The sequence below is a fragment of the Nocardia anaemiae NBRC 100462 genome (assembly GCF_001612725.1).
GTDB classification, from domain to species: Bacteria; Actinomycetota; Actinomycetes; order Mycobacteriales; family Mycobacteriaceae; genus Nocardia; species Nocardia anaemiae.
In genome coordinates, this window is sequence record NZ_BDAZ01000024.1 from 133,880 (window position 1) to 148,427 (window position 14,548).

The following is a 14,548-nucleotide window of genomic DNA, read 5'->3' on the forward strand; positions in this document are numbered from 1 at the left end:
GGCTCGCATCGCATAAGTAGTGGCTATGTCGCACAGGGTATTTGGTATGCGAGGTAGGCAGAAACTGTGCGCGATCGCTGATGTCGAGTCGATTGCGAGGGTGCGGGCGGGCCGATCGCCCCCGCCGCCGAGCGGACCTACGGCTTTCAGGCCAGGTGCAGTGCAAGAACCTGCGAGACGAGAGCGGGCGTCGCGGTCGCCGGGCCGACGAGGCGCAGACTGCGGTTGGCCTGGAGGGCCGCGATGCCATGCAAGTTGGTCCACAGCGCGATGGCGACGGCCCTCCGGTCGATCGCGGTCGGCGCGGCCGCAGCGACCAGCGCGGCGAAGCGCTCGAACAGCGGCAGGGTGATCCCGCGGAGATTCTCGCCGGAGCCCTCGAGCAGGTCGTGGCGGAACATCAGGGTGAACATTTCCGGGCGCTCGCCCGCGAATTCGACGTATTCGGCGGCCATCCGTTCCAGATGTTCCCTCGGTGTGCTCGCGCCCACCTCCACCTTCGCGAACCGCTCGATGAGATCGGCGAAACCGCGTGCGGCGATGGCGGCCAACAGTGCGCGGTGCGTCGGAAAATGCCTGCGCGGCGCACCGTGGGAGACCCCGGCCGCACGGGTGATCGCCCGCAGACCCAACTGGGCCGCGCCGACCTCTTCGAGCATGTCTACCCCGGCGCCGACCAAACGTTCCCGCAACGGCTCGCTCATGGAGACATTGTCTACGGCGCTCATGGCTCACTTCTTCCCGACTGCGTCACATAACTAGAAATTCTCTACCGACCACAGTAGACAATGTCTACGCTGCTTTGGTAGACATTGTCTACGGCGACTTTCTCGGAGGCTCATGTGTGGTACCGGTTGTTCAAGTACGTTCTGCTCGGCCCACTGCTGCGGCTGCTCGGCCGCCCCGAGGTGGAAGGGCTGCGGCACGTACCACGCACCGGACCGGTGATCATCGCGGCCAACCATCTCGCGATGCTCGACTCGATGTATCTCGCGCTGGCGCTGCCGCGTCGGGTCACCTTCCTGGCCAAGCAGGAGTACTTCACCGGGACCGGATTCAAGGGCCGGTTCAAGCGCTGGTTCTTCACCGTCGCGGGTCAGGTCCCGGTGAACCGCACCGGCGGCACCGCGGCCGCGGACGCACTGGCCGCCGCCACGAGAATCCTGGAATCCGGTGACGTCTGGGCAATCCATCCCGAGGGCACCCGCTCCCCCGACGGCCGCATCTACCGCGGCCGCACCGGCGCACTGCGAGTGGCCATGGCCACCGGCGCACCGGTTGTCCCAGCGGTGCTCTCCGGCACCAACAAGGTGAATCCGCGCGGCCGTCGATTGCCGCGCTTCGGCAAAGTGCGCATCAGCTTCGGCACTCCGCGCTACTACCCCGAGCTCACTCCGACCCACCCGGCACCCGACACATGCCAGGTTCGCGCCGCGACCGACGAACTGATGCGGGAATTGGCCGACCGCTCCGGCCGACACTACGTCGATCGCTACGCGGCCACCTTCTCGAATCGCCCATAACGCCACCGCGACACGGACACGGTCCTCGGAATGGTTAACACGGGGACGAATTGGCGGGATAGTTGGGAAGCAGGCCGGTGCACCCATGTCCGGCCACCGCATCGGGGTGACAAGGGAGTTGGACTTTGAGCAGGTTCACTGACGAGATGTACGCAACGGCACAAACCTCGAGTCGCGGATTGGTGACCGGGGAGCCCAACGCGCCGTTTCGGCAGACCTGGGGTGAGATCCATCGCATCGCACGACGAATGGCGGGCGGACTCGCCGAAGCCGGTATCGACCACGGTGACGCCGTCGGTGTGCTGGCCGGGATGCCGGTCGATATCGCACCGACCTGTCAGGGCATCTGGATGCGCGGCGCGTCGATCACCATGCTGCATCAGCCCACTCCGCGCACGGATCTGGTGGTCTGGGCCCGCGATACCGAGACCGTGCTGACGATGATCGAGGCGCGCGCGGTGGTACTCGGCGCACCCTTCGAGGCCGCCGAACCGCTGCTGCGCGAGCGCGGCATCACCGTGGTGCGCATCGATCAGCTGCGCGAGAGCCCGGAGACCGATCCGGTGCCGACCGTCGAGGCCGATATCGCCTTGCAGCAGTTGACATCCGGTTCGACCGGATCGCCGAAGGCGGTGCGGATCACGCACGGGAACTTCTACACCAACGCCTATGCCATGTTCGATCGAGTGAAGTTCCAGCTCGATGACGATGTGATGGTCAGCTGGCTGCCCCTGTTCCACGATATGGGAATGGTCGGATTCCTCAGCGTGCCGATGCAATTCGGCGCCGAAGTGGTCTGCGTGACGCCGATCGACTTCCTGATGCGTCCACTGCTGTGGGCCGAGCTGATCGACAAGTACCGCGGCACCGTCACCGCGGCACCGAATTTCGCCTACTCGCTGCTGGCCCGCCGACTCAAGCAGGCCGAGGACGGCGCCTACGATCTCAGCAGCGTTCGCTATATGTGGAACGGCGCCGAACCGGTCGATCCGGACACCATGGAGGCCCTGGCCGCGGCGGGCAAACGCTTCCGGCTCAATCCGATGGCGCTGACTCCGGTCTACGGCATGGCCGAAACCACACTGGCCGTATCGATTCCGGATCCCGGACACGGACAGATCCTCGATGTCATCGATGCCGATCTGCTGGAAGCGCTCGGCAAGGCCGTGCCCGCCCACGATCACCACGGCAATATCCGGCGGATGCCGACGCTCGGCTATCTGGTCGACAATCTGGAGGGTCGCGTCGTCGATGCCGAGCGCCAGCCGCTGCCGACCCGTTCCGTCGGCGTGATCGAACTGCGCGGTCCCGCGGTCACTTCCGGCTATGTCACGGTGAACGGGTTCCGCCCGGCACAGGATGCGGACGGCTGGCTGGATACCGGCGATATCGGCTACTTCACCGACGAGGGTCTGATCGTGGTGTGCGGCCGGATCAAGGACGTCATCATCATGGGCGGCCGCAATATCTATCCGACCGATATCGAGCGTGCCGCCATGCGCGTGCCCGGTGTGCGTCCCGGCAATGCCGTCGCGGTCCGCTTGGACGCGGGTGAGAAACGCGAAAGCTTCGCCGTCGTGGTGGAAAGCAATGACCACCAGAACGCCGACGAGGTCAAGCGCATCGAACGCGAAATCGTGCACGCGGTGTTCTCCGAGGTCGGCGCCCGTCCCCGCACCGTCGCCGTGCTCGGCCCCGGCGCCCTGCCCAAAACCTCCTCGGGCAAGCTGCGCCGCTCCGCCACCGCGATCCACCTGCGCTGAGCCGCAGTCGAATTCGGCCTAGTGCAGTTGGTTCTGTGCCGGTTCGAGCCCGACGCGCAGTAGCAGTTCCACCGCATCCGCGGCCTGTTCGACGATCACCGGCACTTCCTTGCGCTCCACCGACGAAAACGGTTTGAGCACATAGTCCGCCGGGTCCTGGCGACCCGGCGGACGGCCGATGCCGATGCGGGTGCGCAGATAGTCCTTGGTGGTCAGGGCACTGGAAACCGAACGCAATCCGTTGTGCCCACCCTCACCGCCGCCGCGCTTGAGCCGGACCTGACCGAACGGCAGATCGAGTTCGTCGTGCACGACGATCACCTCGGTCGGCGGCACCGAGAAGAATTTCGCCAGGGCAGCGACCGGACGCCCGGACAGATTCATGAACGAGCGCGGCTTGGCGATCAATACCTGACGCCCGTCCAGCCGGGCCTGCAGCAGATCCGCACCGGACTTCTTGTGCACAGCAAAACGGCCGCCGACGCGCTGTGCGAGCACGTCGGCGACCAGAAAACCGATATTGTGCCGGGTGCGCTCGTACTCGGGACCTGGGTTGCCAAGTCCGACCACGAGCGCGGGCCCGGTCGAGGATTCGGTCATCGACCAGATCCGGAGTTCTTACTCGGCGCTCTCGGCCTCGGCGGCGGCCGCGGCCTCCTCGGTCTCCTGCGCGGAGGCCGGGGCGGCGATGATGTTGACGATCAGCGCCTCCGGGTCACCGGCCAGCGTGGCGCCCTTCGGCAGCGTGATCGCGCCCGCGGTGATCTGGGTGCCCGCCTCGACGCCCTCGATCGAGACCTCGATGGCCTCCGGGATGTTGAGTGCGTCGGCCTCGATGGACAGCGTGGTGGATTCCTGGGTGACCAGGGTGCCCGGCCCGGCCTCACCGGTCAGCGTGATGTTCACGTCGGCGGTGACCTTCTCGCCGCGCTTGACGATCAGCAGGTCGGCGTGCTCGATGTAGCGGCGAATCGGGTGCACCACAACGGATTTGGTCAGCGCGAGCTGCTTCTTGCCGTCGATGACGAGGTTCAGCACCGCATTGGTGCCGTGCTCGCGCAGGATGGCGGCGAAGGCCTGGGCGTTGAGCGAGAGGTGCTGCGGGTCGGCGGCGTGGCCGTACAGCACGGCGGGTACGTTGCCCGCGCGACGGGTACGGCGGGCGGCGCCCTTGCCGAACTCCGTGCGGACGGCGGCTTCGAGAAGGTTGGCGTCGGACATGACTGGATCTACTCCCTACGGCTCTTCCGGGCTGTCAACAGTGCGCCAGGGACGGTTCCCCCCTGGCAAATGGTTGGTCTACTCGTCGGGCGAAGACCGAACGAGGACGGCCGAGAGCCGAGCCGCGTCGATCACGGTGAACGCATTACGTCTGCGGTCACCCTCGCCGAGACAACCCGAACACCATAGCGCAAGTGTTTATGTCCAGCTGAATCGGGTGGTCGGACTGGCCGGATCGCCGTCATACCGGTCGCGTACGCTGGATCGGTTGCCGATCGGCCGTGAAGAAAGGTTGTTGCAGTTGACCGCCTCCACTGAGGGTGTCGTCACGCCCGCCCCGCGTGGGTTGCCCGCCGAGGTCGCCCGGCGACGCACATTCGCGGTGATCTCCCACCCCGACGCGGGCAAGTCGACGCTCACCGAGGCGCTGGCATTGCACGCCAGAATGATCTCCGAGGCGGGCGCGATCCACGGCAAGGCCGGGCGCAAGTCCACTGTGTCGGACTGGATGGAAATGGAAAAGGCGCGCGGTATCTCCGTGAGCTCGACCGCATTGCAGTTCAACTACCGCGCCGCGGGCTCGGAGATCGATCACGTCATCAACCTGGTCGACACCCCCGGCCACTCGGATTTCTCCGAGGACACCTACCGCGTGCTCACCGCCGTCGACGCCGCGGTCATGCTCATCGACGCCGCCAAAGGCCTGGAGCCGCAGACGCTGAAGCTGTTCCAGGTGTGTCGCCATCGCGGCATTCCGGTCATCACCGTGATCAACAAATGGGACCGTCCCGGCCGCGCGCCGCTGGAACTGCTCGACGAGATCAGCGAGCGGATCGGTCTCACCCCCACGCCGCTATTCCTACCGGTCGGCATCGCCGGTGACTTCCGCGGTCTGCTGCGTCGCGGTCCGGACGGCGTGGCCGTCGAATACATCCACTTCACCCGGACCGCAGGTGGCGCGACCATCGCGCCGGAGGAATCGATCGACCCGGAATCGGCCGAGGCCCGCGAGGGTGCGGCATGGACGACCGCCGCCGAGGAGAGCGAACTGCTCTCCGCCACCGGGCAGGACCACGATCAGGAAATGTTCCTGGCCGGGCAGACCTCCCCGGTCATCTACGCCTCCGCGATGCTGAATTTCGGTGTGCGCCAACTGCTGGAGACGCTGGTCGCATTGGCACCGGCACCGGGCTCGCGCGCCGATATCGGCGGCACGCCGCGCAACACCACCGATCCGTTCAGCGCGGTCGTATTCAAGGTGCAGGCCGGAATGGACGCGGCACACCGGGATCGGCTCGCCTTCATGCGGATCGTCTCCGGTGAATTCGAGCGCGGGATGGTGGTCACGCACGCCCAGACCGGTCGGCCGTTCGCGACCAAATACGCGCTCACTGTTTTCGGCCGGGAACGCTCGACTGTCGACACCGCCTACCCGGGCGATGTGGTCGGCTTGGTGAATGCCACCGCGCTGGCGCCGGGGCACACGCTGTTCGTGGACAAGAAGGTGGAGTTCCCGCCCATCCCCTCGTTCGCACCGGAGCATTTCGCGGTGCTGCGGGCGCAGAGTGCGGGTAAGTACAAGCAGTTCCGCAAGGCCATCGACCAACTCGATTCCGAAGGCGTTGTGCAGGTTTTGCGCAATGACGCGCGCGGTGATGCCTCGCCGGTGCTCGCGGCGGTCGGTCCGATGCAGTTCGAGGTGGTCACCGCGCGGATGCTCGCCGAGTTCAATGTCGAGACGCATATGGAGCACCTGCCCTACACGCTGGCCCGGCGCACCGATGCGGAGTCGATGGCCGAACTCGATCGACAGCGTGGGGTCGAGGTGTTCACCCGCTCCGACGGGGCGCTGTTGGCGCTGTTCAGCGACAAGTGGCGGTTGCAGTACATCGAGAAGGAGCATCCGAAGCTCACGCTCGAGCCGCTGGTCGCGGCCGCGGACTAGCCGGAGTCGATGCTCGCGCCGGTGCGCTCACCCGGCCTCGGGCTCGGCCGCCTCCGGCACGGACTCCGGCTGCGGCGGGGCGGTGCCGGGATTGCGTTCCACCGACGCGATGCCGTCTTCGCGCGCGATCAGCCCCCAGCGACTCGATGTCAACCGCAGGCTCGGCAGATCGCTGAGCGAGAGCACCACCTCATAGGTGCGCTCGTATCCGGTATGCGCGATGCGCCAGCGTCCGTCCGTGCAGCGAACGTAGCGATCGGTATAGAACGCCGCGCCGCGCAGCAGCATATTGTGTGCCGGTATCAGCACGGTGTCGGCGAGATACCAAGTGCCGGTGGCGGTATCGCCTTCCACATCGATCTCCGGATGGTCGCATCGATGCTCGGTGATGACGTGCGGACCGAGGGTGTTGCGCATGAACGCCAGGAACGCGTCCCGCGACTCGAACTGCAGGTATTCGCTGTAGGTGGCGGTCGCCTCCGGGATCATGGTGTCCGCGAATTCGTCCCACGACTTGGTGTCGAGGGTGCGCAGATACCTGAACTTCAGGCGACTGATCGCTGACACAGCATCCCGGTCCATAACTCAACAATCCCATTCGAAGTCGCCGCGCTACAGAGATTGGGAGATTTGTATCAGATTGCTATCACTTCGAGCCGAAATCGGCGGTCCCGGCGTACGGGTCAGTTCCCGATGGTGAAGCAGGTGTTGCAGAAGTCGCTGCCGAATTCGGTCAGCCGCAGACTCTTGCGCACGATCTTGGGCGCGCGTCCGGCCTTCTTCAGCGCCGCCTCGACCACCGGCTGCACCTCGAGCACCATGTACCGACTGAGCACCACCGGATCATCGGAAACCTGGGTCAGGCCGAGGCGATTGAGGTTGATCAGATAGGTGCGGGCGCGGTCCGGATAACGCACACCGGCCTGTTCCGGTACCGATGTGAGATCACCGGTCACCAATTCCGAGCCGATGCCGAGCGGACGGTTGGTGCGCACATCGACCGACGGCTGCGGACCGTTCAATGCCATGAACCGCAGAATGCGCGCCTCGTCCGGAGCCAACTCGTCGAGGATCCGGTCGTAGGCCGGGTGCACGTCCTCGGTGAAGTAGACATCGGCCGAGCGGGCGAGCAGCGCATCACCGCGGCGGCGCAACTCTTCGCTGCTGGCCGAGTGCAGCGGCGCGCCGATGCCGATCGCCGTCGGCTGCGCCGCGCCGTTGGAAGTCGGTACGTAGCTGACGATTTCGCGCACCGACCCCTCGGTGACGCCGAGCGCGCTGCGCGCGATGGAGCGCAACGCGTTGCCGGTGCGCTCGGCGATATCCGCCGACGACTCACCGTCGAGTGCGGCCTGGGTGATCTCCTTGGTCACCTCATAGGTCGTCTCGACGGCCCACTGACTGCCGCGCACCACGGTGCCCGCCGCGAGCCCCGCCGCTCGGAACACACCGCGAATCAGCCTCGCCTCATTGCTGATCTGCCGCTGTTCGACATCCGAGCTGCGCTCCACCGAGCGGGAACCGGCCCGGGCTATGTCCTGTCCGGTCCTGTCGTCTGTCACGTTCTCTCCGATGTATTGCCAAGTGAACGAATACGCCCACAGATTATTGCCCGCCAGCCTTCCAGGTCTGCCTTACCGTGAGCCGATTGGGCCGGCAACACGCCGACCCCTGCTGTCGGACGCGTGATGGTCGCCATTGTCTCCGCCGCTGGTTGACACTACGACATTCTGGACACACAGTGTGACTGATGTCTCAGACAATCCGTCCTGGCCCAGGAACTCGCGAGACTCTCGACCGCACAGTAGGGTCCGTCTGCCGACCGGGTGCTAGTTTGGGTTGCCGGTGAGGCGGCGGTCACCGGTATATCGGCAGGAGGGTGTCGTGTTGGAGAGTGTTTTCGGTATTCATCCGACGGTCCTCCTGGAGTTAGTGACTATCCCCCTTTTCACTGGCGTCATCGGTTACATCACCAACTGGACCGGCATCCTGATGTTGTTCAAGCCGGTCGCCTTCCACGGTATTCGTTTACCCGGATTGCGTGCGCTGTTTCCCTTCCTGCCCAAGCGAATTCAGGTGCTGCCGCTGCTGAGCTACGACGGCCGAATCGGCTGGCAGGGCATCGTGCCCTCGCGCGCGGACAAAATGGCGAGCATCGCGGTCGACAAGGGCCTGGCGAAACTCGGCAGCGTCGCCGACTTCTATCGCGAACTGGAACCGGACAAGCTCGCCGAACACCTCGCCACTATCGCCGACGCGCAGATCAAGGACATAGTCGAAGAAATCCTGCGGCGCGAACATCCACAACTCTGGTACAACCTGCCGACCGGGGTGCGCGACATGATTCACGCGCGAGTCCGCCAGCAGCTGCCCGATATTCTGCGCGAGCTGACCGAGGAATTGGGCGCAAATATCGATCAGCTGCTCGACGTCAAGCAGATGGTCATCCGTTATTTCCAGGCGCGTCCGCATCTGCTGAACACCCTTTTCCAGGTGCTCGGCGCCAAGGAACTGCGTTTCATGCAGAACTTCGGTTTCTACTTCGGCGCGCCGATGGGTGTGGTGCTGGTCGCCGTTTTGCATGCGACCGGCTGGTCGACGCTGGTGGTGCTGCCGGTCGGCGGCGTCATCATCGGCTGGGTGGTCAACTGGATCGGCCTGAATATGATCTTCGCGCCCGCGTACCCGAAGTGGTGGTGCCCGTGGCGGCAGGGTCTGCTGATCAAGCGGCAGCTCGAAATCACCGACGGCTACGCGGAATTGGTGTCCAGTCAGGTGATGACCGTGGCCAATATCGGTGACGAGCTGCTGAACGGGCCGCGCTCGGACCGGACCATGCAGATGCTCGAGGACACGCTGCGCCCCGCCGCGGACCGGGCGCTCGGCCCGGCGCGACCGGCGGTGAAGTTCGTGCTCGGCAGCCGGGAGTACGACTCGCTGCAATCGACGCTGACCACCGAGGCGATGTCCATCGCGCCGATCGCCTTCGCGGATCCGGACTTCAACGTCCAGCAGGGTAGGCAGATCAACGACTACATCGCCAAACAGATGTCGGCGCTATCGCCCCCCGACTTCGTGGATATGCTGCGATCGGCCATCAAACAGGACGAATGGCTCCTTTTTCTGCATGGCGGCGTGTTGGGGCTCTTCGCCGGATACGCTCACATCCTGATCTTCGGAACGGGAGTGGCGACAACATGGCTATGACGGAAGCTGGCGGCGACGATCTGCGGGCCACCGGGCAGGGCTCCGAGCAAACCGAGCAGTCCGAAGTGGCCGAAAACGCAAGAACTTCCGAGTCATCCGAGATCGCGCGGCTGCCGGTCAGCGCGGTCGAGCCGAAGCGGCAGCCCAGCTCCGTACGCAAGACGGTTCGGGCGACCACCGGAGTCGCCCGGGTCGCGGTAAGCGCCGCGGCCGGAGTCACCGCCTGGGGCATCGACACCGCCCTCGGCGTCGGGGCCACCGTGGTGCGCGGCAGTATCGCCGGAAATCCCCCGCGTGAGGTGCTTGCCGAGGCGGAGGCCGAGGTTCGTGACGCGGTGCGGCGGGCATTGCGGCTGCCCGCCACGCCCGAACAGCCCACCCCGGATGCCGTTCCCACCTTGCGTGAGCAGGGCGCGGCGCTGCTGCGACTGTCGGCGAGCACACAGGGCGAGCACCACGAAACCCATCCGGCCTTCGCGCGCATGCTCGAAGAGCTGACCCCCGATGAGGCGCGCATCCTGCGCTTCCTGCACCTCGACGGCCCGCAGCCCTCGATCGATATCCGCGCCGGACGACCGCGCGGCATCGGAGTCGAGCGAATCATCTCCGGCCTCAACCTGATCGGTGAGCACGCGGGCCTGCGCTTCCCCAACCGCATCCAGCAGTACCTGCCCAACCTGCGCCGCCTCGGCCTGATCGAATTCGTCAAGGAACCGGTGGGCAACCCGAACCGCTACCAACTCCTCGAGGCCCAATCCCCGGTCCGAGAAGTGTTGAAGCGCTCCGGATTCGGCACCAAGGTCTACTACCGCAGCATCGCACTCACCGGCTTCGGCGCGGACTTCGTGCAGACCTGCCTGCCGGTCGTCGTCCAGGACGGGCGCGTCTCCGGCACCAGCTGATCAGGCGCCATCGGCCAGCTCCAGCCAGCGCTCTTCGGCGGATTCCTTTTCGGCCAGAATCTGTTTCAGCTCCGCGCCCAGCGTGATGAGTTTGTCCGGATCGGTTGCGGCATCGGCCAGGGCGGTGTGCAGGCGCTGCTCGCGTTCGGTGAGTTTGTCGATGGTGCGCTCGAGTTTGGCCAGCTCCTTGCGGGCGGCGCGGTAGGCGGCCGAGTCAGTGGCGGGCGCCTCGGCGGGCTTGGCGTCGGTGGATCGCATTGTGGCGGAGCTCGATGCGGCGCGCTTCTTCAGGTATTCGTCGATGCCGCCGGGCAGATTGGTGAGCTTTCCGTCGCCGAACAGGGCCCAGGTGGAGTCGCAGATGCGCTCGATCAGATAGCGGTCGTGGCTGATCACGACCAGCGTGCCCGCCCAGTTGTCGAGCAGGTCTTCCAGTTGTTGCAGGGTGTCGATGTCCAGGTCGTTGGTCGGCTCGTCGAGGAGCAGGACATTCGGTTCCGACATCAGGATTCGGGTCAGTTGCAGCCTGCGGCGCTCACCACCGGATAGGTCGCCGACCGGAGTGCGCTGACGGGCCGGGGTGAAGCCGAGGCGCTCGGCCAGCTGGCCCGCGGAGATTTCCTTATCGCCCAGCATGATTCGCTGCGCGATCTGCTGTACTGCCTCCAGCACCCGCAAGTCGGTAGGTAGGTCGTCGAGTTCCTGGCGTAGCCAACCGATCTGGACCGTCTGGCCCTGAATACGTTTGCCCGCAGCGGGTTCGACGGCACCGGCCAGTGTGCGTAGCAGGGTCGTCTTGCCGGAGCCGTTCACACCGACCAGACCGACTCGCTCCCCCGGCGCCAGGCGCCAGGTCAAGTCGCGCACCAACTCTCGACCATCCGGGGTGGTGAGGGTGGCGTCCTCGAGCTCGATGACAACACGGCCCAGGCGCTTTCGCGCGAAGGCGGCCAGCGAGACGCTATCGCGCGGCGGCGGGACATCGGCGATCAGCGCCTCGGCCGCCTCCACCCGATAGCGCGGCTTGGAGGTGCGCGCCTTCGCACCGCGACGCAACCAGGCCAACTCCTTGCGCGCCAGATTCGCGCGCCTGGCCTCGGAGGCGTCAGCCTGCCGCGCCCGCTCGGCGCGGGCGAAAATCCAGTCGCCGTAACCGCCCTCATAACTTTCGACCTTGCCGCCCACGACCTCCCAGGTGTCGGTGGCGACGGTGTCGAGGAACCAGCGATCGTGGGTGACCACCACCAGCGCGCTGCGGCGCTCGAGCAGATGCCGGGCCAGCCACTGCACACCCTCGACATCGAGATGGTTGGTCGGCTCGTCGAGGACGAGCAGATCAAGGTCGCGAACCAGTGCGGCGGCGAGTGCGACGCGGCGGCGCTCGCCACCGGAGAGATTGTCGACGGAAGTATCCAGGCCGAGGCCCGCGATCCCGATGCCTTCCATCACCGAACGGATGCGGGAATCCGAGGCCCATTCGTGTTCGGCCACATCGTCGGTCATCGCATCATCGGCCAGTCCGGCCAGCACAACGGATCCGACCGTCGCGCCGACGGGAAGTACGCCACGCTGGGTCACCACCGCCATGCGCAGCCCGCCGACCCTGCTCACCCGGCCGCTGTCGGGCGGTTCCAGGCCGGTCAGCACCTCCAACAGGGTGGTTTTGCCGCCGCCGTTCAGGCCGACGACACCGATCCGCTCGCCCGCGTGGATGCCGAGCGAAACATTGTCCAGGAGCGGTTTGATGCCGAAGCTCTTGGAGACCTGTTCGAGATTGATCAGGTTGGACATGGATCCTTCCGAGTCATGCGCCGGGCGAGCACTCGCCCCGCGCAAGCGTACCGAGCACGCCGAACCCGCCGTCGCCCCACCGAACGCGCCCCGCCCATGTGCTGTTGTCCCGGGGCGCGCCAGAGTGCCACCGACCAGCGCGGTCGTCCGCAGCCCCCGGGTCCACCGTCGGGTCCTGCGCGCGCCCATCCGCGTGGGCACGCCGCTACTTGCGCGACGAACGGCGTTCGTTTACAGTCATCACAGCGAACACCGTTCGTTACGAACGATGTTATGGCGCTCCTCAGACACAGCCGCAGAATGGGAGCCCACCTCGAGTCCGAGGCGAGTGGGGCGGCACGGTTCACCTACCCCTACCTGGAGGTTCTCATGCACGTCGGACTGGGTCTGCCCATCTCCGATCCCGCCGCCCTGCTCGACTGGGCCCGCCGCGCCGATGCGGGTCCGTTCTCCACGCTCGGCCTGCTCGACCGGCTCGTCTACGACAATCCCGAACCCCTGGTCGCGCTCGGCATGATCGCCGGTGCCACCAGCCGCATCAAGGTGCAGACCGAGGTGCTGATCGCGCCGCTGCGCGAGCCGACGCTGCTCGCCAAGCAGGCCGCCACCCTCGATCGCTTGTCGGGCGGCCGCCTGGTGCTCGGTCTCGGCGTCGGCGGTCGCGCGGACGATCACATCGCCTCCGGCACCGAGTTGCGCTCGCGCGGCCGTCGCCTGGACGAACAATTGGCGATCATGCGCCGCCTGTGGTCCGGCCAGCCGTACAGCACCGACTGCGGACCGATCGGTCCCGCGCCGCTGCGTCCCGAGGGGCCCGAACTGCTCTTCGGTGGATTCCAGCCCGCCGCCATCGATCGCGTGGGCCGTTGGGGCGGCGGCTTTCTCGCCGCCGCCGCACCCTCGTGGGCCGGTGGCCTCTTCGATACCGCTCGCCGCTCATGGAAGGAACACGGCCACGACGGCGAGCCCCGCATTGTCGCCCAGGTCAATGTCGCGCTCGGCGCACCCGACCTGATCGACGACGCCCGCGCCTCGATGGGCGGGTACTACGAATTCAGCGGCCGCGCCGACTTCATGCTCGCCGGAATGCTCACCACGCCCGCCGAGATCCGCACGGCCATAGGCCAGTTCGAGGATCTCGGCGCAGACGAGGTCATGCTCTACTGCTACGGCCGCGACGCCGACCAGGTGGACCGCCTCGCCGACGTCATCGGATAACCGGCGAAACGTCAGCGCTTGCCGGGCGCGTCGCTGCTGATGACCCGCGCGCCGGATACCGGTCCGCTGGCCGTGCGCACGCTGCGGCACACACCGGCACCCGCGAGTTCGGCCGCGACCGCCACCGCGCCGTCCGCACTGTCACAGAGGAATGCGCAGGTCGGGCCGGAGCCGGAGACCAGCCCGGCAAGCGCTCCGGCACCGACGCCCGCGCGCAACGTGCGCCGCAATTCGGGCTTCAGCGACAGCGCGGCCGCCTGCAAATCGTTACCGAGCAGGGGGGCAAGCTGTTTCGGATCACCGGAGGCCAGCGCCTGCATCAGCGCCTGCGGCTCGCCGAGCCGGGGCGGGCTGCCGATCTCGCGTAGTCGGTCGAGTTCGGCGAATACGGCGGGCGTGGACAATCCGCCCTTGGCCAGTGCGAGTACCCAGTGAAAAGTATTGCGGGACAACACCGGAAGCAGCCGCTCGCCCCGACCCGTACCGAGCGCCGTTCCGCCGTGCAATGCGAACGGCACATCGCTGCCGAGTTCGGTTGCCACCGCGAACAATTCGTCACGGGTCAGCCCGACGTCCCAGAGTTCGTTCAGGCCCACCAGTGCGGCGGCGGCATCCGCACTCCCGCCCGCCATGCCACCGGCCACCGGAATGCCCTTGTTGATGGCGATTTCGACCAGCGGCGCGCGGCCCGCCAGATGCGCGACCCGCACAGCGGCCTTCCACACCAGGTTGGTGCGATCGGTCGGCACATTGTCGGCGCCCTCACCGCTGACCCGCACGGTCAGCGAGGCGGCGGGTGCGAGTTCCAGATCATCGCTGAGCGAGAGTGCTTGGAACACCGTGGTCAGATCGTGATAGCCGTCCGCGCGCACGTCACCGACGCCTAGGTGGAGATTCACCTTGGACGGTGCGCGCACGATAACGGGACTTGGCACAACTGACAACACGGTGCTCAAGCCTATCCGGTGGGTACGACAG

At 66.4% G+C, this 14,548-nt stretch carries 13 protein-coding genes; 6 read left to right on the forward strand and 7 right to left on the reverse strand.

Annotation, left to right across the window (positions count from 1 at the left end):
* Window positions 1–146 precede the first annotated feature (146 nt).
* Complete coding sequence (locus NA5_RS15765) at window positions 147–728, reverse strand: TetR/AcrR family transcriptional regulator (protein ID WP_062986453.1); 582 nt, start codon at window positions 726–728, stop codon at window positions 147–149.
* A gap of 114 nt (window positions 729–842) precedes the next feature.
* Here NA5_RS15765 and NA5_RS15770 point away from each other — a divergent pair, with 114 nt between their 5' ends.
* Window positions 843–1,523 carry a lysophospholipid acyltransferase family protein gene (locus tag NA5_RS15770; RefSeq protein ID WP_062986454.1) on the forward strand — a complete coding sequence of 227 codons (681 nt, stop codon included), beginning with the start codon at window positions 843–845 and terminating at the stop codon, window positions 1,521–1,523.
* A 125-nt stretch (window positions 1,524–1,648) separates the two neighbouring features.
* Complete coding sequence (locus NA5_RS15775) at window positions 1,649–3,286, forward strand: fatty acyl-AMP ligase (RefSeq protein ID WP_062986456.1); 1,638 nt, start codon at window positions 1,649–1,651, stop codon at window positions 3,284–3,286.
* Window positions 3,287–3,304: 18 nt separating this feature from the next.
* Here NA5_RS15775 and pth read toward each other — a convergent pair whose 3' ends face one another.
* Together pth and NA5_RS15785 are read right to left on the reverse strand one after the other, a co-directional pair.
* Complete coding sequence (gene pth / locus NA5_RS15780; RefSeq protein WP_062986458.1) at window positions 3,305–3,886, reverse strand: aminoacyl-tRNA hydrolase; 582 nt, start codon at window positions 3,884–3,886, stop codon at window positions 3,305–3,307.
* Between the two features lie 18 nt (window positions 3,887–3,904).
* Window positions 3,905–4,507: a 50S ribosomal protein L25/general stress protein Ctc gene (locus NA5_RS15785; protein WP_062986461.1), complete on the reverse strand. Its 603-nt coding sequence runs from the start codon at window positions 4,505–4,507 to the stop codon at window positions 3,905–3,907.
* Window positions 4,508–4,808: 301 nt separating this feature from the next.
* Between NA5_RS15785 and NA5_RS15790 the strand changes: the two genes are divergently transcribed.
* Window positions 4,809–6,452 carry a peptide chain release factor 3 gene (locus NA5_RS15790; protein WP_062986609.1) on the forward strand — a complete coding sequence of 548 codons (1,644 nt, stop codon included), beginning with the start codon at window positions 4,809–4,811 and terminating at the stop codon, window positions 6,450–6,452.
* A 27-nt stretch (window positions 6,453–6,479) separates the two neighbouring features.
* On the opposite strand, the gene NA5_RS15795 is transcribed toward NA5_RS15790, so the two are convergent.
* Window positions 6,480–7,034, reverse strand: coding sequence for a nuclear transport factor 2 family protein (locus NA5_RS15795; RefSeq protein WP_062986462.1), 555 nt, complete (start codon window positions 7,032–7,034; stop codon window positions 6,480–6,482).
* A 101-nt stretch (window positions 7,035–7,135) separates the two neighbouring features.
* Complete coding sequence (locus tag NA5_RS42210) at window positions 7,136–8,014, reverse strand: Abi-alpha family protein (RefSeq protein WP_084484165.1); 879 nt, start codon at window positions 8,012–8,014, stop codon at window positions 7,136–7,138.
* A 322-nt stretch (window positions 8,015–8,336) separates the two neighbouring features.
* Between NA5_RS42210 and NA5_RS15805 the strand changes: the two genes are divergently transcribed.
* Together NA5_RS15805 and NA5_RS15810 are read left to right on the forward strand one after the other, a co-directional pair.
* Window positions 8,337–9,659 carry a DUF445 domain-containing protein gene (locus NA5_RS15805; RefSeq protein ID WP_084484166.1) on the forward strand — a complete coding sequence of 441 codons (1,323 nt, stop codon included), beginning with the start codon at window positions 8,337–8,339 and terminating at the stop codon, window positions 9,657–9,659.
* The gene (locus tag NA5_RS15810; protein ID WP_084484167.1) at window positions 9,656–10,561 is read left to right on the forward strand and encodes an Abi-alpha family protein; all 906 of its coding nucleotides are present in this window, start codon (window positions 9,656–9,658) and stop codon (window positions 10,559–10,561) included. The genes NA5_RS15805 and NA5_RS15810 overlap by 4 nt, the downstream gene beginning before the upstream one ends.
* Here NA5_RS15810 and NA5_RS15815 read toward each other — a convergent pair whose 3' ends face one another.
* Window positions 10,562–12,352, reverse strand: coding sequence for an ABC-F family ATP-binding cassette domain-containing protein (locus tag NA5_RS15815; RefSeq protein WP_062986464.1), 1,791 nt, complete (start codon window positions 12,350–12,352; stop codon window positions 10,562–10,564). It abuts the gene before it with no gap.
* Between the two features lie 300 nt (window positions 12,353–12,652).
* On the opposite strand from NA5_RS15815, the gene NA5_RS15820 reads away from it, so the two are divergent.
* On the forward strand, window positions 12,653–13,570 hold the full coding sequence (locus tag NA5_RS15820; RefSeq protein ID WP_245672250.1) for an LLM class flavin-dependent oxidoreductase: 918 nt from the start codon (window positions 12,653–12,655) through the stop codon (window positions 13,568–13,570).
* Between the two features lie 11 nt (window positions 13,571–13,581).
* Here the strand turns inward: NA5_RS15820 and NA5_RS15825 are convergent, their stop codons facing one another.
* Window positions 13,582–14,517 (reverse strand): 4-(cytidine 5'-diphospho)-2-C-methyl-D-erythritol kinase, encoded by a 936-nt coding sequence (locus tag NA5_RS15825; RefSeq protein ID WP_062986624.1) that lies wholly within the window; start codon window positions 14,515–14,517, stop codon window positions 13,582–13,584.
* Between the last annotated feature and the right edge of the window lie 31 nt (window positions 14,518–14,548).